General features: G+C 70.1%; 20 protein-coding genes and 1 riboswitch. Of the genes, 4 read left to right on the top strand and 16 right to left on the bottom strand.

Features of this window, described 5'->3' with window-relative positions; translation table 11 throughout:
* Positions 1-206: 206 nt before the first annotated feature.
* On the bottom strand, positions 207-1,610 hold the full coding sequence (locus ACTWQR_RS51965; RefSeq protein ID WP_443234359.1) for an NAD(P)/FAD-dependent oxidoreductase: 1,404 nt from the start codon (positions 1,608-1,610) through the stop codon (positions 207-209).
* 613 nt (positions 1,611-2,223) lie between these two features.
* Between ACTWQR_RS51965 and ACTWQR_RS51970 the strand changes: the two genes are divergently transcribed.
* Positions 2,224-2,487: a hypothetical protein gene (locus tag ACTWQR_RS51970; RefSeq protein WP_443234360.1), complete on the top strand. Its 264-nt coding sequence runs from the start codon at positions 2,224-2,226 to the stop codon at positions 2,485-2,487.
* A gap of 76 nt (positions 2,488-2,563) precedes the next feature.
* On the opposite strand, the gene ACTWQR_RS51975 is transcribed toward ACTWQR_RS51970, so the two are convergent.
* The 6 genes from ACTWQR_RS51975 to ACTWQR_RS52000 all read right to left on the bottom strand — a co-directional run bounded on the left by ACTWQR_RS51975 (position 2,564) and on the right by ACTWQR_RS52000 (position 8,737).
* The gene (locus tag ACTWQR_RS51975; protein ID WP_443234361.1) at positions 2,564-3,538 is read right to left on the bottom strand and encodes a Ppx/GppA phosphatase family protein; all 975 of its coding nucleotides are present in this window, start codon (positions 3,536-3,538) and stop codon (positions 2,564-2,566) included.
* Positions 3,535-4,065 carry a DUF501 domain-containing protein gene (locus ACTWQR_RS51980; RefSeq protein ID WP_443234362.1) on the bottom strand — a complete coding sequence of 177 codons (531 nt, stop codon included), beginning with the start codon at positions 4,063-4,065 and terminating at the stop codon, positions 3,535-3,537. Before ACTWQR_RS51980 ends, ACTWQR_RS51975 begins: the two co-directional genes overlap by 4 nt.
* A gap of 57 nt (positions 4,066-4,122) precedes the next feature.
* On the bottom strand, positions 4,123-4,599 hold the full coding sequence (locus ACTWQR_RS51985; protein WP_443234363.1) for an FtsB family cell division protein: 477 nt from the start codon (positions 4,597-4,599) through the stop codon (positions 4,123-4,125).
* A 190-nt stretch (positions 4,600-4,789) separates the two neighbouring features.
* Positions 4,790-6,085, bottom strand: a complete 1,296-nt coding sequence (eno, locus tag ACTWQR_RS51990) for a phosphopyruvate hydratase (RefSeq protein WP_443234364.1) — start codon at positions 6,083-6,085, stop codon at positions 4,790-4,792.
* 513 nt (positions 6,086-6,598) lie between these two features.
* Complete coding sequence (locus tag ACTWQR_RS51995; protein WP_443234365.1) at positions 6,599-7,303, bottom strand: transglycosylase family protein; 705 nt, start codon at positions 7,301-7,303, stop codon at positions 6,599-6,601.
* A gap of 4 nt (positions 7,304-7,307) precedes the next feature.
* A riboswitch (cyclic di-AMP (ydaO/yuaA leader) is annotated at positions 7,308-7,483 on the bottom strand.
* A gap of 198 nt (positions 7,484-7,681) precedes the next feature.
* Positions 7,682-8,737: a transglycosylase family protein gene (locus ACTWQR_RS52000; protein WP_443234366.1), complete on the bottom strand. Its 1,056-nt coding sequence runs from the start codon at positions 8,735-8,737 to the stop codon at positions 7,682-7,684.
* A 361-nt stretch (positions 8,738-9,098) separates the two neighbouring features.
* On the opposite strand from ACTWQR_RS52000, the gene ACTWQR_RS52005 reads away from it, so the two are divergent.
* Positions 9,099-10,355 (top strand): cytochrome P450 family protein, encoded by a 1,257-nt coding sequence (locus ACTWQR_RS52005; RefSeq protein WP_443234367.1) that lies wholly within the window; start codon positions 9,099-9,101, stop codon positions 10,353-10,355.
* Positions 10,356-10,575: 220 nt separating this feature from the next.
* Here the strand turns inward: ACTWQR_RS52005 and ACTWQR_RS52010 are convergent, their stop codons facing one another.
* From ACTWQR_RS52010 to ACTWQR_RS52030, 5 genes are all read right to left on the bottom strand, one after another.
* On the bottom strand, positions 10,576-11,550 hold the full coding sequence (locus ACTWQR_RS52010) for a nucleoside triphosphate pyrophosphohydrolase (RefSeq protein ID WP_443234368.1): 975 nt from the start codon (positions 11,548-11,550) through the stop codon (positions 10,576-10,578).
* A 67-nt stretch (positions 11,551-11,617) separates the two neighbouring features.
* On the bottom strand, positions 11,618-12,265 hold the full coding sequence (locus ACTWQR_RS52015) for a SurA N-terminal domain-containing protein (RefSeq protein WP_443234369.1): 648 nt from the start codon (positions 12,263-12,265) through the stop codon (positions 11,618-11,620).
* Between the two features lie 131 nt (positions 12,266-12,396).
* Positions 12,397-13,878, bottom strand: a complete 1,482-nt coding sequence (locus tag ACTWQR_RS52020) for a protein kinase domain-containing protein (RefSeq protein ID WP_443234377.1) — start codon at positions 13,876-13,878, stop codon at positions 12,397-12,399.
* A gap of 41 nt (positions 13,879-13,919) precedes the next feature.
* The gene (locus ACTWQR_RS52025; protein WP_443234370.1) at positions 13,920-14,507 is read right to left on the bottom strand and encodes a hypothetical protein; all 588 of its coding nucleotides are present in this window, start codon (positions 14,505-14,507) and stop codon (positions 13,920-13,922) included.
* A gap of 132 nt (positions 14,508-14,639) precedes the next feature.
* A complete protein-coding gene (locus ACTWQR_RS52030) occupies positions 14,640-16,694 on the bottom strand; it encodes an N-6 DNA methylase (protein ID WP_443234378.1) in 2,055 nt (684 codons plus the stop codon).
* 231 nt (positions 16,695-16,925) lie between these two features.
* On the opposite strand from ACTWQR_RS52030, the gene ACTWQR_RS52035 reads away from it, so the two are divergent.
* The gene (locus tag ACTWQR_RS52035) at positions 16,926-17,669 is read left to right on the top strand and encodes a hypothetical protein (RefSeq protein WP_443234371.1); all 744 of its coding nucleotides are present in this window, start codon (positions 16,926-16,928) and stop codon (positions 17,667-17,669) included.
* A 124-nt stretch (positions 17,670-17,793) separates the two neighbouring features.
* On the opposite strand, the gene ACTWQR_RS52040 is transcribed toward ACTWQR_RS52035, so the two are convergent.
* The 3 genes from ACTWQR_RS52040 to ACTWQR_RS52050 form a co-directional block, all read right to left on the bottom strand.
* Positions 17,794-18,537: an N-acetyltransferase gene (locus tag ACTWQR_RS52040; RefSeq protein WP_443234372.1), complete on the bottom strand. Its 744-nt coding sequence runs from the start codon at positions 18,535-18,537 to the stop codon at positions 17,794-17,796.
* A 235-nt stretch (positions 18,538-18,772) separates the two neighbouring features.
* A complete protein-coding gene (locus tag ACTWQR_RS52045; protein WP_443234373.1) occupies positions 18,773-19,501 on the bottom strand; it encodes an HNH endonuclease family protein in 729 nt (242 codons plus the stop codon).
* A gap of 186 nt (positions 19,502-19,687) precedes the next feature.
* Positions 19,688-20,587, bottom strand: coding sequence for an SCO6745 family protein (locus ACTWQR_RS52050; RefSeq protein ID WP_443234374.1), 900 nt, complete (start codon positions 20,585-20,587; stop codon positions 19,688-19,690).
* A gap of 119 nt (positions 20,588-20,706) precedes the next feature.
* Here ACTWQR_RS52050 and ACTWQR_RS52055 point away from each other — a divergent pair, with 119 nt between their 5' ends.
* A complete protein-coding gene (locus tag ACTWQR_RS52055) occupies positions 20,707-21,402 on the top strand; it encodes a TetR/AcrR family transcriptional regulator (RefSeq protein WP_443234375.1) in 696 nt (231 codons plus the stop codon).
* Positions 21,403-21,444: 42 nt separating this feature from the next.
* On the opposite strand, the gene mfd is transcribed toward ACTWQR_RS52055, so the two are convergent.
* A partial coding sequence (gene mfd / locus ACTWQR_RS52060; protein ID WP_443234376.1) for a transcription-repair coupling factor occupies positions 21,445-24,885 on the bottom strand: 3,441 nt, incomplete at its 5' end.

Here is a 24,885-nt window from a genome sequence, read left to right on the forward strand (position 1 = left end):
TCGAGCGCCGGAGGGGCTGATTTCAGCCCCTCCGGCGTTTGAGGACGAGGCCGTTCAGGCCGAAAGGGGGGTCTGGGGGCGCAGCCCCCAGGGATGGGACGGGTAGGGGCGGCGGGGGCGAAACAAACGCCGAAGGGGCCTCCCGCACCACGGATGGCGGGAAGCCCCTTCAGGAAAAAGCGAGCGACCGGACGGTCACCGGAGGGTCAGGAAGCCTTGGCCCTCTCCTCGGCCTTGGCGGCCACCGGCGCCGGCTCGGCCTTGGCGGCGGCCGGCGCCGGCTTCGCGGCCTCGTAGAACTCCTCGCGAGGAGTCTCGATGGCACCGAGGGAGACAACCTCACGCTTGAGGAACATGGCAAGCGTCCAGTCCGCGAAGACCCGGATCTTACGGTTCCACGTCGGCATGGCGAGACCGTGGTAGCCACGGTGCATGTACCAGGCGAGACGACCCTTGAGCTTGATCTTCACCTTGCCCATGACGATCATCGCGACGCCCTTGTGCAGACCGAGCCCCGCGACAGCACCCTTGTTGGCGTGCGAGTACTCCTTCTGCGGGAAGCCCCGCATACCGGAGATCACGTTGTCACCGAGGACCCGCGCCTGCCGCAGCGCGTGCTGCGCGTTCGGCGGGCACCAGGCGTTCTCGTTGCCGGCCTTGCGCCCGACGACGTCGGGCACCTGGGCGTTGTCACCGGCGGCCCAGATGTAGTCCGTGCCCTGCACCTGGAGGGTGGTCTGGGTGTCGACGTGACCGCGCGGGCCGAGCGGAAGGCCGAAGCGGGAGAGGACGGGGTTCGGCTTGACGCCGGCCGTCCACACGAGGGTGTTGGAGTCGACCTCGAGGCCGTTCTTCAGCACCACGTGACCGTCGACGCAGGAGTCCATGGAGGTGGAGAGGTAGATCTCGATCCCGCGGCTCTCCAGGTGCTCCTTGCCGTACTGGCCGAGCTTGGGACCGACCTCGGGAAGGATCTTGTCCGCGGCGTCGACGAGGATGAAGCGCATGTCCTCACGGGACACGTTGCTGTAGTACTTGGCGGCGTCGCGGGCCATGTCCTCGACCTCGCCGATGGTCTCCGCACCCGCGAAGCCCCCACCCACGAAGACGAAGGTCAACGCCTTGCGGCGGACGTCCTCGTCGTGCGTGGAATCGGCCTTGTCGAGCTGCTCGAGAACGTGGTTGCGCAGACCGATGGACTCCTCGATGCCCTTCATACCGATGCCCTGCTCGGCGAGGCCGGGGATCGGGAAGGTACGGGAGACCGCGCCCATGGCGATGACGAGGTAGTCGAAAGGCAGCTCGTACGCCTCGCCGACCAGCGGGGCGATCGTGGCGACCTTGCGGTCCTGGTCGATGGTGGTGACCCGGCCGGTGAGAACTTCCGCCTTGGGCAGCACGCGTCGCAGTGGGACGACGACGTGCCGAGGCGAAATGCTGCCGGCGGCGGCTTCGGGGAGGAAGGGCTGGTAGGTCATGTACGACCGGGGGTCGACGACCGTGACGGTCGCCTCGCCGTAGCGCATCTTCTTGAGAATGCGCCGAGCTGCGTACAGGCCTACGTACCCACCGCCTACTACGAGGATCCTGGGACGCTCCGTGGTGCTCATGCCATCGAGTATCCACCCGCTCCAGGGGGGTAGCTCGTGCGCCCCTTCACAAGCTTGGTCGGCCTCTCTGCTACACTGCCCCGCCCACGTGACCGAGGTCATGGCGCCGTGAATGAACCAGCATGCCGTGCGAACCGTAGTCAAGGCCACGTGAGCTGCCGCTCCTGGTCCTCGACCCCTCTGGACCAGCCCCTCGTTTCATACGACCGCAACAGCGGCGGAACACCTTTTTGATCATGTCCCGGACCCCCATGGGGCCCCGGGAGGGGCCCCGGCAACCAAAACCTCGCCCAACAGGGCTGATTCTCTTGTGAAGAACTTCACGAAGTTTTCCGAGGGGGTGCCGCGGAGGAGGTTTCCGGGGCCCTCCGAGTGCGCTCATACGTTATCCGACCTGCTCAGCCGAGGCTACCGACGGGTAGTAAAGATGCCCGAACGCCTGAGGGTGCGACTTCGGGAGCGTCGGCCGTTCGCGGTCGCGCGCGGATACGGGGGTGTCGCCGCAAGCGCGGGGCCCGCCGGAGGCGCTGGTGAATACGGCCCGTTTCGCGCTGTTCACCCGATCAGCCACGCTCCGCGCGAGATCGGCCACGAGGCTGCATAGCGTGCCTGCATGACCACAACACACATGGCCAAGAAGGCCACTTCGCGAATATGCGCGGTCAGCGCTGTCCTGGGCATTGCTCTCGCGGCGGGGGCGGCGTCGGCCGCATCCGCGGTGGCCGCGACGCCCGCCCCTCACGTCGCCTCCAAGGCCACGGCTGCCCAGTCGAGCCCCAGCCGCGACCACGACCACGGATATGGCCACGGGCACGGTCACGACCACGGTGACGACGGGGGGTGCAGCGGCAACCTCATCGCCCTCATCTGCAATTGACGGACAGCCCGTGGGCTGACGGAGCGGCCCCGGTACCTCCCGACGAGGCACCGGGGCCGCTCCGCGTCACCGCAGGTCAGTCACCACGGCCCTCTTCGGCCTCTTCGGCCACTTTGAAAGCAATGCCGTCGAGGATGTCGTGCTCACTCACGACGACCTCTCGCGCCCCGATCCGCTCCATGATCGACAGCAGCACGAGGGCGCCGGCGCCGATCACGTCGACGCGTCCCGGGTGCATGGATGGGATCTTCGCGCGCTCGGCGTGGGTGGAGTGGAGCAGGCTCTCGGTGATCTCGCGGACACGGTCGTACGGGACGCGGGAGTGGTGGATGGCCTCCGAGTCGTACTCGGGCAGGTTCTGCGCGATCGCCGACACGGTGGTGACGGAGCCGGCGAGGCCGACGAGCGTACGCGCCTCGCGCAGCGGGACCGTCTCCTCCGCGAGGTCGAGGGCCGCCTCGATGTCGGCGCGGACGGCAGCGATCTGCTCCTCGGTCGGCGGGTCGGTGACAACCCCGTCCCGTACGAGGTGCCGCTCCGTCATCCGTACGCACCCGATGTCCACGGACCGCGCCCCGCGCACGTGATCGTCCCCGACCACGAACTCGGTCGAGCCGCCACCGATGTCCACGACCAGGTACGGCTTGGCGAGGTCGTCGCGTCCCACCAGCTCCTTGGTCGCGCCCGTGAAGGAGAACTCGGCCTCGTGGTCTCCGGAGATGACCTCGGGCTCGACTCCGAGGATGCCGAGCACACCTCGGACGAACTCGTCACGGTTCTCGGCGTCCCGGGACGCCGAAGTGGCGACGAAGCGGAGGCGCTCGGCGCCGTGCTCCTTGATGATCGCGGCGTACTCGTGGCAGGCAGCGAAGGTGCGCTCCAGCGCCTCCGGCGCGAGTCGGCCCGTGCGGTCGACGTCCTGGCCGAGCCGGACGATGGTCATCCGCCGGTCCAGTTCGACGAGTTCACCGGTGTCCGGGTCGGCGTCGGCGACGAGGAGGCGGATGGAGTTCGTACCGCAGTCGATGGCGGCGACGCGAGCGTGAGTCACTTGTCGTTCTCCTGAACCGGCACCACACACGTCCCCTTGCGCCACCACTCCGGCAGCATCGCGATCGCCTCGTCGCCCAGGGGGTTCACACCCGGCCCCGTGGCCAGAGAGTGGGCCACCAGAACGTGGAGACACTTCACCCGGTCAGGCATGCCGCCCGCGCTGGGGAAGTTCTCCAGAACCTCGATGGCGTCGCGGCGGGCGATGTAGTCCTCATGGGCGGCGCGGTAGGACGCGGCCAGTTCGGGGTCTGTCGCGAGGCGGTCCGTCATCTCCTTCATCACGCCGTTCGCCTCGAGCGTGCCGATCGCCGAGGCGGCCCGGGGACACGTCAGGTAGTACGTCGTCGGGAACGGAGTCCCGTCCGGAAGACGGGGAGCCGTCTCGACCACGTCCGGCTGCCCGCACGGACAGCGATGCGCGATCGCGCGCAACCCGCGCGGTGGCCGCCCGAGCTGCTGCTTGAAGGCCTCGACATCCGCGTCGGTGGGCTCGGTGCGCGGGGTGGGCGGCGGGGGCGTTTCCATGCCTGTGCGTAAGTCTCTCTCGTCAGTTCAAGTCGGTTCGCGTTGGTTCGCATCGGTTCACTGATCGGAGGCGTCGGCCTTGTCGACGCCGTCCCAGACGTTGGCGTACCAGGCGCGGTGGGCGGCCGTCCGGTCCGTACGCGTCTTCTTCGCCGCGCCGGGGTCGATCACGATGTAGCCGGTCTCGCCCGGCATCACATAGTGCAGCCGCTCCCGGATGCGCTGCTCGGCGTACGCGTCGTCCTGCCACCGCGCCTTGAGATCGCGCAGCCGTTCGACCCGCTCGCGGGCCTGCTCCCGCTGCCGCTGGAGGTCGGCGATCTCGGCGCGCTGGGAGACGTACTGCCTTATGGGATAGGCCAGGGCCACGACGAGCGAGCAGATGACCAGGGCGAGGAGTGCCGCCCGGCCGGTCAGCCGCGAGCGGCGGGCCTGGCGCTTGGTCTGGGAGCGGTAGACACGCTCGGCGGTCTGCTCGCCGAGCAGCCGCAGCCTGGTCGCGGTGGAGAACCGATCGCGGTCCTTCACGGCCATCTGTCCCGCCTCCCCGATACAAACCCGGCTACGAGCCGGCCTCTACAAACCCGTCTACGAGCCGGCACCCCGGCGTCTCTCTACAAGCCCGTCACGTGCGTACGTCCCCGCACACGGTACGGGACCGGGTACGGGGACGTACGTACGACGGGGCTGTGCCCCTTGCCGGGCGGCTCAGCCCTTGCTGTGCCTACTGATTCGCAGAGCGAAACCGCGGGAAGGCGCTGCGGCCGGCGTACACCGCCGCGTCGTCGAGGATCTCCTCGATGCGCAGCAGCTGGTTGTACTTGGCCACGCGGTCCGAGCGGGCCGGGGCGCCGGTCTTGATCTGGCCGCAGTTCACCGCGACGGCGAGGTCGGCGATGGTGACGTCCTCGGTCTCGCCGGAGCGGTGGGACATCATGCACTTGAAGCCGTTGCGCTGGGCCATCTCGACGGCGTCCAGGGTCTCGGTCAGCGAGCCGATCTGGTTGACCTTGACGAGCAGGGCGTTCGCGGAACCCTCCTCGATGCCGCGGGCCAGGCGCTCCGGGTTGGTGACGAAGAGGTCGTCGCCGACGATCTGGACCTTGTCGCCCAGCTTCTCGGTGATGACGTTCCAGCCGTCCCAGTCGTCCTCGAACAGCGGGTCCTCGATGGAGACGAGCGGGTACGAGGCGACGAGCTCCTCGTAGTACTCGGTCATCTCGGCGGCCGAGCGGGACTTGCCCTCGAACTCGTACTTGCCGTCCTTGTAGAACTCGGACGCGGCGACATCGAGCGCCAGGGCGATCTGCTCGCCCGGAACGTAACCGGCCTGCTTGATGGCCTCGAGGATGAGGTCGAGCGCGGCACGGTTCGACTCGAGGTTCGGGGCGAAGCCGCCCTCGTCGCCGAGACCGGTGGACAGGCCCTTGGTCTTCAGCACCTTCTTGAGGGTGTGGTAGACCTCGGCGCCCCAGCGCAGCGCCTCGGAGAAGGACTCCGCGCCGATCGGGGCGATCATGAACTCCTGGATGTCGACGTTGGAGTCGGCGTGCGACCCACCGTTGAGGATGTTCATCATCGGGACCGGCAGCAGGTGCGCGTTCGGGCCGCCCAGGTAGCGGAAGAGCGGCAGGTCGCTGGCCTCGGAGGCGGCGTGCGCGACGGCGAGGGAGACGCCGAGGATGGCGTTGGCGCCGAGCGAGCCCTTGTTGTCCGTGGCGTCCAGGTCGATCATCGCCTGGTCGATCAGCCGCTGCTCGGTGGCGTCATAGCCGACGAGCTCCGGGCCGATCTGCTCGATGACGGCGAGGACGGCCTTCTCGACACCCTTGCCGAGGTAACGGTTGGAGTCTCCGTCACGGAGCTCAACAGCCTCGAAGGCACCGGTGGAGGCGCCGGACGGAACGGCGGCACGACCCGTGCTGCCGTCGTCGAGGCCGACCTCGACCTCGACCGTGGGGTTGCCTCGGGAGTCCAGGATTTCCCGGGCTACGACGACGTCGATGGACGGCACGAGCATCTCCTTCTGGGATGTGACGCGGGATACGCCGGGCCGCAGGCCCGGTTGAATACAGCGCGGTGATGACTCCGCGACATGAGCCTAGCCGCCCCGGAGGGATCGGCCAGCCTGTCGGCCACCCGATGGACCGAACTGAGGGTAAACATTGTTCCTACGGGGAACAAAAAGCACCGGCCCCATACAACGACACCGCGACGACAACACCCCGCCACCGTGCAGCAAAAAGCCCCGCCCCGGTGCGTACGGGGGAACACGCACCGGAGCGGGGAGCCCGTGGGGGACGGGGGGTGACCCTCACGTGGCCTTCACTATGAAGACCACGGATGGGGATGGGCCATGGTTCAGCTGTGAGCAGGTTGTGAGCTCGCGAATTCTCAACGGCCTCGCGAGCCCGCCGTCAGCCGAAGTAGGTCGTGTTGAGCGAAGTACAGCTGGGCGGCACGCGGGAGTGCGCCGGCCGAAGTACCCGCCGCGTCAGTCGAAGTACTGCCGCGCCGGCCCAGCACTGCCGCGTCAGCTGAGGTGCAGCTGCTGGCCCGGGAAGATGAAGTCGGCGTCGTCGACGATGTCGTCGTTCAGCTTGAACAGCTTCTGCCAGCCGCCCTTGACGTTCTCCTGCGCGGCGATCTCGCTGAGGGTGTCACCCTTGACGACCTTGTACTCGCCGTCGCCCTTCTTGACCTTCTTGCCGGTCGGGGTCTCGACGGTCTTCTTCGCGGCCGGACGCTCCTGGGAGCGCGAGGAACGCTGCTCCGAGGACGGCGCGCTCTGCTGCTGCGACTGCGCGGAGCTCTGACCGGAGTTCGAGGAGCCGGAGCCCGAGGAGGCCGTACCGCCGTTGTACGAGGCGTTGGACAGGCCCACGCCACAGCTCGGCCAGGCACCCTTGCCCTGGCCCGCGAGGACCTTCTCGGCAACGGCTATCTGCTGGGACTTGGAGGCCTGGTTGGCCGTGGAGGCGTACTGCGTGCCGCCGTACGCGGCCCAGGTGGAGGCCGAGAACTGCAGGCCGCCGTAGTAGCCGTTCCCGGTGTTGATGGCCCAGTTGCCGCCCGACTCGCACTGGGCGACGGCGTCCCACTCGGAGGCGGTGGCGGCGGAGGCCGAACCGGTCGCCAGCAGCGGGGCGGCGATGGCGGCACCGGTGACACCGGCGAGCGTGGCGATACGGGTGGCCTTGTTCGGGCGACGGTGCTTGCCCTTGCCGGAAAGCAGCATGAAGTGATCCCCTCACCGACGCCTGCGAGGTGAGCTGTCGGGTTCGGGCTTGGTGAGTTGCCCGGCCGCGCACCTTTCGGCGCGCGGCTTCACCCCAAGCCGGTCCTCTGGTCGTCTCTCAACGACCGGGCCCGGCACTTACCTTGGGTCCCCCGCTCCTGCCTACGGCGCTTTACGCGACGACTGTTCCCGTACGGCCGTTGGCAGGATTCGGCGTGCGACCGTCGGGGCTCACCAGTGGCGAGCGGTCACGACCGTAGACATGCGATCCGCCGAATTTCAAAGACGATCACGGTCCTTGAGATCCATCTCTCACTTTCACCAAACCGGACATTCAGCGCGAACTACCGCTACCTTTCGCCCGTTTCGGCGGCTTGCTCACTGATTGGCCGCGACCTGCCCGTTACCGAGTTCAAGGCTCTGACCGGGGAGGATCAGGTCCGGGTCGGTGCCGACAATGCCCTTGTTCGCGGCGTACAGCTCACGCCATCCGCCTTCCAGGCCAAGGGAGTCGACGATCCCCGAGAGACTGTCTCCGGCGCGGACCGTGTACGAGCCGTCGGTGGCGTCACGCGGGGCACTGTCACCGCGCGAGGCATGCCGGCCGGCGGAGTCGTCCGTACGCGAACCGGTGGCGTCCTCGGCGGCACTGCCGCCACGGTGACGGCCGGAGCCGGAGTCGGTGACGTCATCCGCGTCGACGTCGGTGTCGGCGCCCGTCGAAGCGTCGCCATTCTGGGCAGAGTTGTCCGATTCGTCACTCTTCGTCGTGCCAGTCGAATCCGTCGAATCCGGCGAGACCACGTCGCCCGTGGAGGGGCTGGCGGAAGACTGCGAGTCGGCGTCCGCGTCAGCGTCGGTGTCGTCACCGGAGTCGTCCGTGGTGTCGTCAGCATAGACGGACGAGTCGGACTTGACCGACTCGTCCGACTCACCTGATTTCGTGTCATTGTCGCCGTTGGTGGTGCTGGTGCTGCTGTCGCCCGTCGTCGAGCCCGAGTCGGGCGACGGCGAGGCGGAGTCCTGCGCGAGGCCCGTGTCGACATCCGCCGACTCGGAGTGCTGCGACAGGCCCGCGACGAGACCGCACGCCCCCCAGGGCTCGATGCCCTGGTCCGCGAGGACCTTCTCGGCGACGGCTATCTGCTGCGAGCGGCTGGCCTGGTCGGCGCTCGACGCGTAGTCGAGGCCGCCGTACCCCTCCCACATCTCCTGTGTCATCTGGAGTCCGCCATAGGACCCGTTGCCGGAGTCGGCGCTCCACGAGCCGCCACTCTCGCAGTCCGCGACCGCGTCCCAGGTCGTACCGCTGGCGGCGCTCGCGCCGGTCGCGCCGAGCAGGGGGATCGCGATGGCCGATCCGGCCACACCCGCCGCGACGAGGAGAGCCGGAGCCTGACGGGGGCGACGGTGACGACCGTTCCCGGAGAGCATGCGGTTGCCTTTCGCGTGACAGCAAGGGACTACACACAGCAAGGGACTGCGTTTGTTACTTCTGCGGCTGGTGGGACCAGCCGCATTGAGGGGGAACGTATAGGCACTCGAACTCTTGTCACAAGTCGATACAGGGGAGATCACGTGAAAGTCACAGAGTTGAGGGCCCGTCAGCTCTGACCTGCGGTAAGGCGAATCACACGCCCTACGCGAAACGGACCGGCAACGTACGCGGCCCACGCATAATGAGACTGCCATGCCAGCGCAAATCGGCTGAATCCACCGCGAGTTGCAGGTCAAGGAGGCCGTGAGGGGCGTCACTGGATGTCATACGCAACGCGGCCCCCGGTACCGTCACCCCGTGAACGCCCCACATATCGGACCCGAACTCTTCACCTGGGAGTTCGCCACTGACCCGTACCCCGCCTACGCGTGGCTCCGGGAGCATTCGCCCGTACACCGCACCACACTTCCCAGCGGCGTCGAGGCGTGGCTCGTGACTCGGTACGCGGACGCCAAACAGGCTCTCGCCGACCCGCGGCTCTCCAAGAATCCCGTGCACCATTCCAAAGACGCCCACGGCAAGAGCAAAACGGGCATCCCCGGCGAGCGCAGCGCCAATCTCATGACCCATCTGCTCAACATCGACCCGCCGGACCACACACGCCTCCGTCGGCTCGTCTCCAAAGCGTTCACCCCCCGCCGAGTCGCCGAATTCGCGCCCCGTGTCCAAGAGCTGACCGACCATCTCATCGACCAGTTCGCACACACCGGAAGCGCCGACCTCATTCACGAGTTCGCGTTCCCTCTCCCCATCTACGCCATCTGCGACCTGCTCGGTGTCCCCCGCGAGGACCAAGACGACTTCCGGGACTGGGCAGGGATGATGATCCGGCACGGAGGAGGGCCGAGGGGCGGCGTCGCGCGGTCCGTGAAGAAGATGCGTAGCTATCTCGCCGAGCTGATCCACCGCAAGCGGGAGGCGCTCCCAGACCACCCCAGCTCCGGCGAAGACCTCATCTCCGGTCTGATCCGCGCCTCCGACCACGGCGAGCACCTCACCGAGAACGAAGCCGCGGCCATGTGTTTTGTGCTCCTTTTTGCCGGTTTTGAAACGACGATCAACCTCATCGGCAACGGCACGTACGCGCTGCTCCGGAACCCAAAGCAGCGGGCGCAACTACAGAAGTCGATCGAGCGCGGCGAACAGGAACTGCTCGACACCTGCATCGAAGAGCTTCTCCGTTACGACGGCCCTGTCGAACTGGCTACCTGGCGCTACGCAACCGAGCGCCTCGAAATCGGCGGACAACGAATCGCTTCCGGCGATCCCGTACTCGTGGTCCTCGCCGCAGCCGACCGTGATCCCGCCCGTTTCGACGAGCCGGACACGCTCGACCTCTCCCGCCGGGACAACCAGCACCTCGGCTACGGGCATGGCATCCACTACTGCCTCGGTGCCCCACTCGCCCGTCTCGAAGGCCGCACCGCGCTGGCCACCTTGCTGCGCCGTCTGCCCGACCTTCGACTTGCCGCTGACCCCGCGGAACTACGCTGGCGGGGCGGCCTGATCATGCGCGGGCTGCGGAACCTACCCGTGGAGTTCACGGCCGCCTAACAGGTGAACAGTTCAGCGGCGGGTTCCCCTGCGCGGGGCTCGGCCAGTCTTGCCCAGCCGCACGGGCACAGCCCGTCAGCCCGCGCCCGGCAAGGGGGCGGGGTTGTAACACCATGCGGCTTCTCCCCCGCTCTTGGCTCCGCTCGAGCGGGGACCCCATCGCGGGCGCGACCAGTCACGGACGGCCCGCAGACTCACAACCGCCCCACCCGCGGAGCGCTCAGCTCTCGCCCGCCCGTATCGCGTCCCGGTAGGCCCGCGCCGCCGCCCGCAGCGCCGCCTCCGGGTCCACGCCCCGCGCCTCGGCGCGTACGGCCATCGCCAGCAACTCATAGCCGACGTCGTCGCCCTGTGGGAGCGGGACCTCAAGTCCCGCCGTGCGCACACGGGATGCGAGCTTGGCGGCGAGGGCGAGGCCGGGCTGGCCGAGGGGGATGCCCTCGGTCACGGACGTCCGCTGTTTCTCCACGGCCTTGGTGCGCAGCCAGTGCTCCTTGACCTCCTCGGGCGTCGAGGCGGTCTCGTCTCCGAAGACGTGCGGGTGGCGGTGGATGAGCTTCGTGACGATGCCGCCGGCCACGTCGTCTATCGAGAAGGGCTCCTCTTCGTCCTCCTCGGCGATCCTTGCGTGGAAGACCACCTGGAGCAGCACGTCGCCGAGCTCCTCGCGCAGCTCGTGCCGGTCGCCCTCCTCGATCGCCTCGACCAGTTCGTACGCCTCCTCGATGCCGTACTTCGCCAGGCCCTTGTGGGTCTGCTGGGACGACCACGGGCATTCGGCGCGGATGCGGTCCATGACCTGGACAAGGTCGAGGAGGCGGGCGCCGGGGAGGTCGTACGACGCGGGGAGCAGTTCGAGGTCGGGCATCTGGACGCGTCCGGAGCCGGCCAGCCGGGCCAGGCCGTCGGTGAGGCGGGGCTCGCCCTCGCCGGTGGCGACGACGGTCACCGTGCGGCCGCCGTCGCACGCGTCGATCAGTTCCTCGGCGGTCGGCGCGGTCTCGTCGACCTGGACGCCGGCCTCGCGCAGATACGGCAGCTGGGGGTGGGCGCCGTCCGCGCACAGGACGCGGTCGGCGCCGTGCAGCGCCTGCCAGGCGGGCCAGGACAGGAGTCCGGGCGCGACTCGGTGGCTGGTGGTGAGGAGGACGATGCGCCCCGGGCTGGATGCGTTCACACATCGAACGTAACCCACGCCACTGACACCAAGGTCACAGCCAGGGGCGCGGACGGTAGAGCCAGGGGCGCGGGCGGTAGGGCGGCTACGCCGTCTCCGGGCTTCCCGCCGCGGTGACCTCGCGCAGCCACGGCAGTTTCGTGTCGACGCGCGCGCTCTTCTCGGCGTCCCACGTGCCGTAGCGCGGGTTCAGGTCGACCTTCAGTTTCTTGGAGGCCTCGGCGAGGGCGTTCCAGAAGGCCGGCTGGTTGGTGTCCGTGCCGAGCTCGGCGGCCAGCTTCTGGGCCTCGGTCTGGACGCGGAGGTTGTCGTCGAGCTGCTGCGGTGCGACGCCGTACTGCTGGAGCCAGCTCACCTCCAGCTCCTTCGCGCCGCCCATCCGCGACTCGAGGTCGGCGCGCAGCCGCTGGACCTCCTTGCGGCTGACGCTCACGCCCGCGTCCACCGCGGCCTGGTGCAGCACGCGGTCGAGAACCATGGTGTACAGGGTGTCGCGGGTGAGGCCGCCGGACTTGGCGATGGCCTGCTCGTACTGCGCTTCGCCCGTGGTGGCGGCCTGCTGGGCGGTCCGTACCTGGTTCACCCGGTTCTCCAGCTGGGAGACCGTGATGCGGTCGCCGCCGACGACGGCCGCGGCACCGGGGTGCGCGTCGTTTCCGCATGCGGTGAGGAGAGGGGCCGCGGTGACGATCGCGGCGGAGAGGAGGAGCGCGGTGCGACGGCGGCGGTGCAAGGAAACCTCCTGTGGGAGCTTGTGCGACGGTGCACAAAGTCTTGCGGTGATCGATGGTAGGCAGGGGACCGGCTATCGGCCACCCATTCGACCCAACGATTCGCCAGGAGTTCCGTACCGTCCCGAGGTCGCTAGCCGCGCACTTGGCCCAGCCATTGCAGCGTCCGGCGGATTTCCGTGACCAGCGGGTGGCCGGGGCCCCGCATTCGTTCGACGTCGTATTGCAGTCGGGCCAGGGTGTCGTGGGCGGCGGCGCGGTCGCCGAGGGAGAGCAGCAGGTGGCCCATGCGACGGCGGACTTCGAAGGAGAGCTCGGCGTCCTGGGCGACGTACTGGTTCTCGTAGTAGGGCAGCAGTGCGCGGTATTCGGCGAGGGCGGCCGCGGGTTCGCCGAGCTGTTCCAGGCACTGGGCGGCCTCGTAGCGGAAGCGCAGGGACTGCGGGTCGGCCTGGCCGGCCTCGGTGGCGCGCTCGTCGGCGAGGCGGCGCAGTTCGGGCAGGGCGCGGCGGTACTGGCCGTCGTCCATCAGCGTGGCCGCGTACTGCTTGCGCAGGGTGCGGACGACGGGTGAGTGCTCGCCGTGCTGGGCGGCGGCGGCCGGGAGGATGCCGCCGAGGATGTCGACGGCCTGTGTGATGCGGCCCTCGCCGAGGAGCCGCTTGACCTCGTCGACGGCGCCCGCGACGTCGGGTTTCTCGACGGCTGGGGTGGCCTGCGGCTGCTGTGCGGGGGTGCGGGCGCGGTCCGGCCAGGGGGCGTGCGGGCGCAGGAAGGGGCGTGTGGGGTCGAGGGGGCCGCCGGACGGGATCCCGCGCGCGGGGAGTAGTGGGAGCAGCTGCTCGTACGTCTCCTGTGCGGAGGCGGGGCGGTGCTGCGGGTCCTTGGAGAGCAGACGCAGTACGAGGGCTTCGAGCGCTTCCGGGACTTCGGGGCGCAGGCGGCGGACGGGGACGGGCGGTTCGTAGAGGTGGCGGTGCAGGACGCCGAGGGCGGTGGAGCCCGAGAACGGCACGTCGCCGCTGAGGAGTTCGTGCAGCAGTACCCCGAGCGCGTACAGATCGGTGTACGGGCCGACGGCGCCGCCCATCGCCTGCTCGGGCGCCATGTAGGCGGGGCTGCCGATGGGTGAGCCGGTGTGGGTGAGGCGGGTGGTGTCCGTGTCCATCACCGAGGCGACGCCGAGGTCGAGGACGGTGACCGTGCCGTCCTGCTTGACCATCACGTTCCGCGGTTTGAGGTCGCGGTGGACGATCGGCACGGCGTGCACCGCGGAGAGTACGGCGCACAGCTGGGCGGCGACCGAGACGGCCCACTGCCAGGGGTACGGGTCGTGTTCGGCGAGGTGGTCGGAGAGGTCGGCCCCGTCGACGTACTGCATGACGAGGAACAGTTCCTCGCCCTCGCTGCCCGCGTCGTGGACGGTGACCAGGCCGGGGTGGTCGACCTGGGCGGTGACACGGCACTCGCGGACGAAGCGGCGGCGCAGTTCGTCGGCCTCCTGGCCCGCGACCTTGTCGGGGCGCAGCAGCTTGACGGCGACGCGCCGGTCCAGGCGCTTGTCGTACGCCGTCCACACCTGGCCCATGCCGCCCTGCCCGATGAGCGTGGACAGTTCGTAGCGGTCGGTGATCACACGTCCCGACGACGCCACGGTCACCTGCCGTCCTCCTGCTTGCGCAGATAGTCGCTCAGCTCGTCGAGCTCGGCGCGTACCTGGTCGATGCGGGCGGGCGCGGGGCGTTGCGGCTGCGAGGGCGGCGGCACGGGGGTCTGAGGCACTGGGGTCTGGGGCACGGGAGTGTGCGGCATGGGAGCCTGCGGCGCCTGGGAGGGCGTGGCGGGATACGGGGAGGGGGGCTGCGGATAGCCGTATCCGGCCGGGGGCACCGCGGGCGGTATGTAGACCGGGAACGGGGGCTGGGCTTCGTGGTGCCGGACGTCCACGACCACGAAGTACACGGACCCGAACACGCCGAGCAGGATCGCGCCGAGCAGTGCGACGTCGGTTCTGCCGTCGGACTCCGGCAGCGAGCCGATCACGGCGAAACAGCCGATCGCCGCGGGCACGCTCAGGACGGCCAGCACCCAGTCGAACCACTTGCCGCGCAGCATGGCCGCTCGGATCAGCGGAACGAAGGAGAGCATGCCGCAGGTGAGGAAACTGATGGCGGCGAACAGTATGCGGAGGCTGACGACAGTAGCCGTGCTGCGGGGAGGCGGCGCCGCGCCGTGGCCGTACATGACTGCTCCTGGTGACCCGATGAGGACGGACGTACGAGTTGGGAGTCCGAGCGTATAGGCGGACAAGGACAACAGGTCCCGGGTTGTACCGAACCGTTGTCACGCTGGTCACCGCGTCCGTGCCGGAAGGGCTCAGTCCGGTGCGACCGTGCCGTCCGTCAGGCCGTCGTACATGCCGCGCACCAGCTGCTCGCCGAGGCGGCCGGCGAGCCGTAGCGTCTCCTCGAACTCGGCGAGGGCGCGGAACCGTTCGCCGTAGCCGCGTTGTTGTTCCAGCGGCAGCCGGGGCAGCTGGAGGCGGCGTACGTCGAGTCGGGTCGCGGTGGACGCGTAGCTGCTGGCCTGGCGGTTGTTGGCGGTGCCGCGCAGGAATCCGGCGAGGAACCACGGGTCGAGCGCGGCCGGGTCGGGGCGCAGCAGCGCGAGGTTGCGGCCGAGCGCGGCGCCGGCGGTCGCGTCGTCGACCACGCGCGCGATGGAGCCGCCGCCGAGCACGGGGACGACGACGTCACCGGGTTCGGTGAGGACGGGTTCCTCGTCGCTCTCGTGCAGCGTCCCGGAGGGGGCGGTTCCGGCGAGGACGTCCTGGTCGGTGAGGACGGGCACGCGCGCGTGGCCGCCGTTTCCGCCGGTACGCAGCTGAAGTGCGCCCCCGCGCGCGAGTTCGCCGATGGTGGTGAGCGGCCAGCGGGTGGGCTGGCGTGGGTCGGCGGCGGGCGGGGTCAGGTCGCCGGTGAGGCGGAGGGTCTCGCCGAGGCGGTCGCGGACACTCGCGAGCTGCTCGGCGCCGCCGCCCGCCGCGGGCGGCGGCAGGTGGCGGGCGGGGGCCAGGTCGACGTCGTCGTCGAGGAGTTCGATGACCGGCACCGAACGGCTGAGACCGGGCTGCTCCGGCGCGGTCCCGGCGCGGTCGAAGGGGCGCCAGGCGTCGAGGACCGCGCCGCGCACGGCCTGCCAGTCGAGGCCGCCGCGGCTGTCGGCGGTGAACGCGCCGGTGTCGGCGAGCAGCACCTCGGGCTGCGCGGGCTGGGCCGTGACGGCGGGCTTGCGCAGGACCCACAGGTGCAGGGGGAGGTTGTACGGGGGTGCCGCGCCCGGCGGGAGAGCGATGACGGAACGCAGGGCGCCACGGCGAAGCAGGTCGGCTCGGATACGGCGGCCCGAGCGGCGGGAGGCGGCGGCGGGCGGCATCAGGAGGACGGCGATGCCGCCTTCCTTGAGGCGGGCCAACGCGTGCTGTACCCAGGCCAGTTCGGACTCGGTGCGGGCCGGGAAGCCGTACTCCCAGCGGGGGTCGTAGGCGAGTTCGTCGTGGCCCCAGTTGCGCTCGTTGAACGGCGGGTGGCACAGGACGGCGTCGGCACTGAGGTTCCCGTACGCGTCGTCGCGCAGGGTGTCGGCGGCGGCGGTGCGCACGGTGGCCTTCGTGTGGAGGGCGAGGCGCAGTGCGGTGAGGGCGGCCAGCTCGGGGGCGCTGTCCTGGCCGTACAGGTGCTGGTCCTTGATGGCCTTCGTGTCCTGCGCCGCGGCCACGGCGCGCAGCAGGGCGCCGGTGCCGCATGCCGGGTCGAGGACGGTCCCTGCCGGTCCGGCGAGGTCGGCCATGAGGGCGGCGAGGCCGGTCGGGGTGAGCGTGTACTGGCGCGGGTTGGCGTCGAGGTGCCGGCCGAGCAGGAACTCGTACGTCTTGCGGGCACCCAGCTCGGCGGCCAGTTCGGCGGCGCCGCGCAACAGCGGGGCGGATGGGCGGAGCTGGGCGGCGGTCGGTGTGTCCACGGCCCGCTTGCGGATGACGCCGAAGCGCGGGGCGATGACCTGGTCCAGGGACGTGGGCAGGAGTTCCGCGAGGCGGGCGTCGGAGCCGGCGCTCAGCTCCAGCCAGACCGTGGGGCGGTCGTGGAGGAGCAGGAGCGCGCAGCCGACGTGGACCAGGGCGGTGACCGGGCCCTCCGGGTGGCCCGCGAGCTGCTGCCAGACGCGCTCGCGGAGGGGGACCTTGGCGAGCTTGCCCTGGGTGCGCAGCCACTCCTCGACCTCGGCGAGCGCGAAGGCGGGGCTGGTTTCGGAGCCGCCGACGGGTTTGGGGAAGTCGGCGTGGCGGCGGCGCCAGTTGCTGACGGCGGCGCGGCCGACTCCGGCGAGCCGGGCGATTCCGGCCGCGGTGACCTCTGTCCCGTTGCCCTGCACCCGATTGTCCTGCACCCGACCGGCTCCCCTCGTCCTGGTGTGTGGCGTCGAGTCGTCGTGGTGTGTGTGGCCCCGAGCATACCGACATACGTGGGACCCACCTGTTCACTCCGTGTACATATTCCTTCTTGGTAATCGTGTTGACTCGGTTCACAGGCTCTGTTCTGATTGACTCATCGGATGAGCGGCCGCCAGAAAGAAGCGGGGTCGCCGACACTCGAAGGAACTGCCATGCGTCGCACCGCACTTGCCGCTCTCTGCCTGGCCGCCGCGGCCACCGTCTCGCTCACCGGCTGTCTGCCCGGCGAGGACAAGGCGGACAGCGAACCGAAGGGCCCGTTCGCCGGGCTGACCGGCGGCGAGATAGCCGACCGGGCCGTGAAGGCCACCTCGGACACCTCGTCACTGCGTATGAAGGCCGACATCGAGGAGGACGGCGGCCGGATGAGCTTGGACATGGCTCTCGACAAAACGGGCCAGTGCGCCGGAACGATCAGTGAGAACGGCCAGGGCAAGACCGACCTCATCAAGACCGGCGACACCCTCTACCTGAGGTACGACGAGAAGTTCCTGCGCGCCCAGGGCAAGAGCGACCCCAAGGCCGAGACCGACGCGGTGGTGGAGATGCTGGCAGGCAAGTGGACCAAGATGGCCGCGACCGCCTCGGACGCCAAGGAGATGGCGAGTTTCTGCGACCTCGACACCACGCTCGCCGAGTTCGAGGACGGCAGCTCCAACGCCACCAGAGGGAAGACCACCACGGTCGACGGCACCCCGGCGATCGTCCTGCGCGAGAAGGACGGCAAGGACAGCTACACGCTGTACGTCGCCACCGAGGGCAAGCCCTACCTGCTGAAGGTCGTCAGCAGGACCGCCACGGAACCGGGCACCGTCACCTACACCGACTTCGACAAGCCCGTCCCGGCCGAGGCGCCCAAGGGCAAGGTCATCGACCTGGACGAGCTGGGCGGCTGACAGGGCCGACCGGCCCTCAGCCGATCGGGCCTCAGCGGGCCGGGCCCTCGCGGGGCGCACCCCAGCGGGATCCAGTACCCCGGCACCAGCGGGCGCGGCTCACCGGGATCAAGCAGGGCATGCCTCAAAGGGCGTGCCGCACCCACACGTTGGGCTCGACGTACACCGCGTATCCGCGCCCCGGTTCGCAGTGCACCGGCACCAGCGCTCCGGGCACCTCGACCGGGCCCTCCTCGTCGAAGGGCAGCCCCGTCCACGCGCGCCACTCGTCGAGCGAGGCGGCCACGGTCATCGAGGCCGGTGCCACCGCCTCGATGCGCGCGCCCGCCCGGACGTGGACGCGCAGCCAGGGGTCGTGCGGCAGACCGTCGCCGCGTGTCCGGAACGCGTACTCCTCCATCGCCGTACGCGGCTCCAGGTGCTTCGCGCTCGGGCGCACCGGGGCGACGACCTCGTCGAAGCCGTGCGCCCGGGCGTTGTCGCGCATCGCCGAGAGCAGCCGGCCCGACAGTCCACCGCCCTGGGCGTGCGGGGCGACGACGATCGAGATGGCGCTCACCGTGTCGGGCCGGGTACCGCGGCGCAGGTCGGCGAACGCCCGCACCAGTACCTCGTCCCAGCCCCGCGCCGGCAACTCGCCCAGGCCCTCGTCCGCGAGCGCGAACGGCACGCTGTAGGCGTGGGCGATCACCTCGCCGCGCTCGTCCTCGGCGAACAGGACGTACTCCGGAAGCTCGGTGGCGATCCGGTCGTAGTGCGCGTCATTGACGAGGTCGTGACGTATGAACTCGGGCCAGGTGTCGGCCATCCCCGCCACCTGGTCATACATCTCGGGGCGGTCGGCAAGGGTCGACACCTTCAGCTCCATGGCGGACACCGTAGGCGGCGACTCAGCCGCGCGGAACCGGTTTTCCCCCCGGTGGCGGTCAGAGCCTGTTTCTGAAGCCCCGTCGTCCGCGCGGAGCGCGGGCGCAGCGGCGTTCGGTGCGTGCCCTCGGCGTGCGGCGTTGCAGGTCACGTGGCGGAGCCACCTGTCCTGCGGCGACGTGCGGCGAGGGTGCGTGCCGTGCGTCGGGGCGCAGACGGGGGTTCAGAAACAGCTTTCAGCCCGCGTGGAACCTGTTCGGCGCCTGTGTCGGGTTGCCGCCCGAGGGGAGCCGCTGATCAGGGCAACCGGACAGCACCCGCTTCATCGCGGCCTTCTCCGCCTCGGTGACCCACAGTCCGTACTTCTTCTTCACGGCCACCTGCCGGGCCACGTACGTGCACCGGTACGCCTTGTGGGGCGGGAGCCAGGTCGCCGTGTCCCCGTCGCCCTTGCTGCGGTTGCGTCCTGCGTCGACGGCGAGGAGGTTCAGCGGGTCGTTGGCCAGCGCGATGCGCTTGCTTGCCTCCCACTGCTGGGCGCCCTTCTGCCAGGCGTCCGACAGCGCGATGATGTGGTCTATGTCGACCTCGCTGCGGCCGCCTCGTACGAAGGTCACGTCCTTGTTGGTGTAGGGATCCGGGTCGAGCGTCCCGGACCGCACCTCGCAGTCGCCGTCGCTGAACTTCACGTCCGCCAGGTCCCGCTTGAGTATGTCGTCGCGGGTGTCGCAGCCGTTCGAATCGGTGTCGGCCCAAGGGCTGCCGAACTTGTCCCGGTCGTAGCCCGTCTTGGGCGCCCGGCCCTTGACCGTCAGCGAGTCGACCGCGGTGAGGGCCGCTCCGCCCGCGCCCGCCGTCTCCTCGGATCGGGCCGAAGGTCCGGCCGAACCCGTCGTCTCAGCGGTACAGCCGGTCACGGCGAGCAGCAGGACCGCGCCGCCGGCGACCCTGGTCCAGAGCGTCACGGCGCTCCCTCCCCTTGCCTCCTCATGTCCGCCCTGAGCGGGCGGTGTTCCCGACCCTCACCGTACTGTCCAGGGGTCAGGGGCCATTACATGCTTCAACGGCCTTAGGGGGACTTCACCGGGCAAGTGGTGCACACCGGCGTGCGTGGGCGGTAGCGCACTCGACGGGAGTGGTGAACGGGTTCGTCACACCTTCCCGATCCCCAATGTCGTCTCCGACGGCAGCAGCCCCGACCCGAGAACCGCGACCCAGAACTCGCCCAGCAGGTCGGCGAGCCGGCCCGTGCCCGCCGGGCCCAGCGCCTGCCAGGGCGCGGCGGCCAGTTCGTCGGTGTGGTGCTCCACCTCCCGGCGGAGGGCGCGGCCCGCGTCCGTCGCGGTGCCCGCCTCGTGCAGCAGGCCTCGCCCGATGAGCCGTTCACTCGCCGCCGTCCACTCCTCTCCGTTCCAGCCGCGACTCGCGAACCGCTCCACGGAAGCGGCACCTATCGCCGCGAACGACACGAGGGACTCGACGGGGTCGAGGCCCGCGACGAGCAGCGCGGCCAGGTGGCCGTCACCGCGGTGCTCGCGCAGGATCGTCGCCGCGTGCCACATCTGCTGGTGCGGAGCTTCCGGCCAGGGCAGCTCGGTGTTGGCGGCGGCCAAAGGGCGGCCCGCCGTGTTCACGGACTCGGCGGCACGGCGGGCCAGGCCGGCCGCTTCGGCGAGTTCGGGACTGTCGACGCGGTCGCCGAATATCGCTCGGTACGCCCGGTCGATCCCCCGCTCCCGCGCCTCGACCACGGCCTCGGGACGCGCGATCCCCCACGCCGGGCCCATGTGCTCGGAGACCATGCGCGGACTGAAGCTGTAGAAGGCGGATGCCACGCGCCCACTCCCGACAGCACCCAACGGGGCCGCCCGCAACGGGAAGTAACTCGGCCAGCGCTCCTCGACGTCGAACCCGAGCGTGGCCATCTCTTCGAAGACCTCGGGCGCGTAATAGACGACGGCATGCAGGGGTTCGAGCAGATGCCACAGCTGACGCACCCTGCCCAGTTCGACCCCGCCGGCCCGCACCGCCTCGTCGACGTTTCCAGACATGACGTACCCCTCGTCTCCGCGTCCGCTCTCGCCCCGCCCAGCCCACAAACTGGACACTGACTAGATTGCCCGCCCACGCTGAACTTGTCAATGACTAGATTCCGCGTACGCTGGTGACCATGACGAGGAGCACCCACACGCCTCCGGTGGAGCCGCCTGCTGAACCGCCCGCTGAACCGGCCCCCGAGTCGGTCCCTGAGTCGGCCAAGCCCACCCCCGGGCAACCCGCCGCCTCCGCCGCCAAGCCCGACCGCCGTCGCCGCACCTACCACCACGGCGATCTGCGCCGCGCGATCCTGGCCGCCGCCCTCGACGTCATCTCCGGCGAAGGCCCCTCCGCGCTGAGCCTGCGCGACCTGGCCCGCCGCGCGGGCGTCTCGCACGCCGCACCGGCCCACCACTTCAAGGACCGCACCGGGCTGCTCACGGCGATCGCGGCAGAGGGATACGAGCTGCTGGCGGCCACGCTCACGGAGGCGGCGGATCTGCGGGACGCGGGCGTGCGCTACGTACGCTTCGCGCGCGAGCACCCGGCTCACTTCCAGGTGATGTTCACGCCGGAGCTGCTCCGCGGGAACGACCTGGAACTGACGACGGCCAGAACCCTCGCGGGCGAACGCCTGCGCGCCGTCGTCACCGCCGTCCCGCCCGAGGGCCGCGGCACCGACGCCCGCCTCGCCGGCGTGGCCGCCTGGTCCCTGGCCCACGGCTTCGCCACGCTCCTGCTGAGCCACAACCTGGACGGGCCGGTGGGCGACCAGGACCCCGAGGACGTGTTCCGCGCCCTGACCGGCATGCTCTTCCGGTCCACCTGACCCGGCAATCCGCGTGTCGCCGCCCCACCGATGAAACTGCCCCTACGACCCCAGGATCGAAGCCAGGAACTCCCCCGTCCACCCCAGCAACTCCCGCCCGACCAAAGGCTTTCCGCCCACCTTCGCCGTCTTCGGCCGAGGTACCAGCAGCTGATGCGCGGCCGGCTTGATGACGGTCCCCGGGTACAGCCGCTTCAGCCGCAGCTCCTGGGACTCCCTCAACTCCGCCGGTGCGAAGCGGATGTTGTTCCCCTGGAGCACGACCTCGCCGACGCCGCACGCGCGGGCGAGCATCCGCAGGCCCGCCACCAGCAGCAGGTTCTCCACCGGCTCGGGCAACTTGCCGTACCGGTCGACGAGTTCCTCGCGTACGGCCTTGACGTCCTCCTCCGTGTTGGCGGAGGCGATGGACCGGTAGGCCTGCAGACGCAGCCGCTCGCCGGGGGCGTAGTCGTGCGGGACGTGCGCGTCGACCGGGAGCTCGATCTTGACCTCGAGCGGCGGCTCTTCCTCGACGCCGCCTTCCAGCGAGGCGCGGTAGTCGGCGACCGCCTCGCCCACCATACGTACGTACAGGTCGAAGCCCACGCCCGCGATGTGGCCCGACTGCTCACCGCCGAGCAGGTTGCCCGCGCCGCGGATCTCCAGGTCCTTCATCGCCACGTACATGCCGGCGCCCATCTCGGTGTGCTGGGCGATCGTCGCGAGGCGTTCGTGGGCCGTCTCGGTCAGGGGCTTCTCCGGCGGGTACAGGAAGTAGGCGTATCCCCGCTCCCGGCCCCGGCCCACCCGGCCGCGCAGCTGATGCAGCTGTGAGAGGCCGAAGTTGTCGCCGCGCTCCACGATCAGGGTGTTCGCGTTCGAGATGTCGATGCCCGACTCCACGATGGTCGTGGAGACCAGCACGTCGAACCTCTTCTCCCAGAAGTCGACGACGACCTGCTCCAGGGCCTGTTCCCCCATCTGGCCGTGCGCGGTCGCGATACGCGCCTCCGGCACGATCTCGCGCAGCCTCGCCGCCGCTCGGTCGATCGACTCGACCCGGTTGTGGATGTAGAAGACCTGGCCCTCGCGGAGCAGCTCGCGGCGGATCGCGGCGCCGATCTGCCTCTCCTCGTACGGGCCGACGAAGGTCAGGACCGGGTGCCGCTCCTCGGGCGGAGTCGTGATCGTGGACATCTCGCGGATGCCCGTCACGGCCATCTCCAGCGTCCGCGGGATCGGCGTCGCCGACATCGTCAGGACGTCCACGTTCGCGCGCAGCTTCTTCAGCTGCTCCTTGTGCTCGACGCCGAACCGCTGCTCCTCGTCCACGATGACGAGCCCCAGGTCCTTGAACCTGGTCTCCGACGAGAACAGGCGGTGCGTGCCGATGACGACGTCCACCGAGCCCTCGCGCAGCCCCTCCAGGACCGTCTTCGCCTCGTTGTCGGTCTGGAAGCGGCTCAACGCGCGGATGTTCACCGGGAACTGGGAGTAGCGCTCGCCGAACGTCCCCAAGTGCTGCTGCACCAGCAGGGTGGTCGGCACCAGGACGGCGACCTGCTTGCCGTCCTGCACCGCCTTGAAGGCCGCCCTGACCGCGATCTCCGTCTTGCCGTAGCCCACGTCGCCGCAGATCAGCCGGTCCATCGGGACCGTCTTCTCCATGTCGTCCTTGACCTCGGCGATGGTGGTCAGCTGGTCGGGCGTCTCCGCGTAGGGGAACGCGTCCTCCAGCTCGCGCTGCCAGGGCGTGTCGGCGCCGAAGGCGTGCCCCGGGGCCGCCATCCGGGCCGAGTACAGCTTGATGAGGTCGGCGGCGATCTCCTTGACCGCCTTCTTCGCGCGCGCCTTGGTCTTGGTCCAGTCGGCGCCGCCGAGGCGGTGCAGGGTCGGGGCCTCGCCGCCCACGTACTTGGTGATCTGTTCCAGCTGGTCGGTGGGGATGTAGAGGCGGTCGCCGGGCTGGCCGCGCTTGGCCGGCGCGTACTCCACGACCAGGTACTCACGGGTCGCGCCCTGGACCGTGCGCTGGACCATCTCGATGTAGCGGCCGACGCCGTGCTGCTCGTGGACGATGTAGTCGCCCGTCTCCAGGGTCAGCGGGTCGATGGTCTTGCGGCGGCGGGCCGGCATCCGGGCGCCGTCCTTGCCTGCCGCCTTCTGGCCGGAGAGGTCGGTCTCGGTGAGGACGGCCAGCTTCAGCGCCGGGTCCACGAATCCGTAGTCGATCGAGCCGCAGGCAACGTGCACGACGGACGGCGCGATGGCGACGAGATCCGCCTCCAGACGGGCCGCGATGCCCTCGCCGCCGAGCACCTCGACGGTACGGGCCGCCGGGCCGTGGGCCTCGGTGACGAACACCGTGCGCCAGCCGTCCGCGAGCCAGCCCTTGGTGTCGGCGAGGGCCTTGGCGGTGTCGCCGCGGTACGTCTCCGGGGCGTGCATCCCGATCTTCAGGGTGTCCGCGCCAACCTCCTCGTCGGCCGCGAACGGGGACACCGACCACCACATCATGTCCAGCTCGCGGGCCCGGTCCCGGACGTCCGCGATGGACCACAGGGACGCGGCGTCGACGTCGATGGGCGCCTCGCCGCCACCGGCCGTCGCCGCCCAGGAGGCTTGCAGGAACTCCTGGCTCGTCGCCACCAGGTCCGAGGCGCGCGTCCGCACCCGCTCCGGGTCGCAGACGACGGCCATCGAGCCCTTGGGCAGTACGTCCAGGAGCAGCTCCATCTCGTCGACGAGGACGGGCGCGAGGGACTCCATGCCCTCCACGGCGATCCCCTCGGCGATCTTGCCGAGCAGCTCGCCCAGCTCGGGGTGCTCCTCCGCCAGCCGGGCCGCCCTCTCCCGTACGTCGTCCGTGAGCAGCAGTTCGCGGCAGGGCGGCGCCCAGAGCCCGTGCGCGGCGACTTCGAGGGAGCGTTGGTCGGCGACCTTGAAGTAACGGATCTCCTCGACGTCGTCGCCCCAGAACTCCACGCGGAGGGGATGCTCCTCGGTGGGCGGGAAGACGTCCAGGATGCCGCCTCGTACGGCGAACTCGCCGCGCTTCTCGACGAGCTCGACCCGTGCGTAGGCCGCTGCCGACAGGGCTTCGACGATCTGCCCGAGGTCGGTCGTCTCGCCGCTGCGCAGGGCCACCGGTTCCAGGTCGCCGAGGCCCTTGACCTGGGGCTGGAGCACGGAGCGTACGGGGGCGACGACGACCTGGACCGGGCCGGTCTCCGGGTCGTCCGGACGCGGGTGCGCGAGCCGGCGCAGGACGGCGAGCCGCCGGCCCACGGTGTCGCTGCGGGGGGAGAGCCGCTCGTGGGGCAGCGTCTCCCAGGACGGGTACTCCACGACCCCGTCGGGGGGCAGCAGGGACCGGAGTGCCGCCGCCAGGTCCTCGGCCTCCCGTCCGGTGGCCGTCACGGCCAGCACCGGACGGCCCGCCTCCCGGGCCAGCGCCGCGACCGCGAACGGCCGGGCCGCGGGCGGCCCCACCAGGTCGAC

It is taken from the genome of Streptomyces sp. 2A115, assembly GCF_052245575.1.
Classification (GTDB): domain Bacteria; phylum Actinomycetota; class Actinomycetes; order Streptomycetales; family Streptomycetaceae; genus Streptomyces.

Coding starts and splice junctions, on each gene's coding strand:
- ACTWQR_RS51965 (WP_443234359.1), bottom strand. CDS start 1,610: ATGAGCACCACGGAGCGTCCCAGGATCCTCGTAGTAGGCGGTGGGTAC.
- ACTWQR_RS51970 (WP_443234360.1), top strand. CDS start 2,224: ATGACCACAACACACATGGCCAAGAAGGCCACTTCGCGAATATGCGCG.
- ACTWQR_RS51980 (WP_443234362.1), bottom strand. CDS start 4,065: ATGGAAACGCCCCCGCCGCCCACCCCGCGCACCGAGCCCACCGACGCG.
- ACTWQR_RS51985 (WP_443234363.1), bottom strand. CDS start 4,599: ATGGCCGTGAAGGACCGCGATCGGTTCTCCACCGCGACCAGGCTGCGG.
- eno (WP_443234364.1), bottom strand. CDS start 6,085: ATGCTCGTGCCGTCCATCGACGTCGTCGTAGCCCGGGAAATCCTGGAC.
- ACTWQR_RS51995 (WP_443234365.1), bottom strand. CDS start 7,303: ATGCTGCTTTCCGGCAAGGGCAAGCACCGTCGCCCGAACAAGGCCACC.
- ACTWQR_RS52000 (WP_443234366.1), bottom strand. CDS start 8,737: ATGCTCTCCGGGAACGGTCGTCACCGTCGCCCCCGTCAGGCTCCGGCT.
- ACTWQR_RS52025 (WP_443234370.1), bottom strand. CDS start 14,507: ATGTACGGCCACGGCGCGGCGCCGCCTCCCCGCAGCACGGCTACTGTC.
- ACTWQR_RS52035 (WP_443234371.1), top strand. CDS start 16,926: ATGCGTCGCACCGCACTTGCCGCTCTCTGCCTGGCCGCCGCGGCCACC.
- ACTWQR_RS52040 (WP_443234372.1), bottom strand. CDS start 18,537: ATGGAGCTGAAGGTGTCGACCCTTGCCGACCGCCCCGAGATGTATGAC.
- ACTWQR_RS52050 (WP_443234374.1), bottom strand. CDS start 20,587: ATGTCTGGAAACGTCGACGAGGCGGTGCGGGCCGGCGGGGTCGAACTG.
- ACTWQR_RS52055 (WP_443234375.1), top strand. CDS start 20,707: ATGACGAGGAGCACCCACACGCCTCCGGTGGAGCCGCCTGCTGAACCG.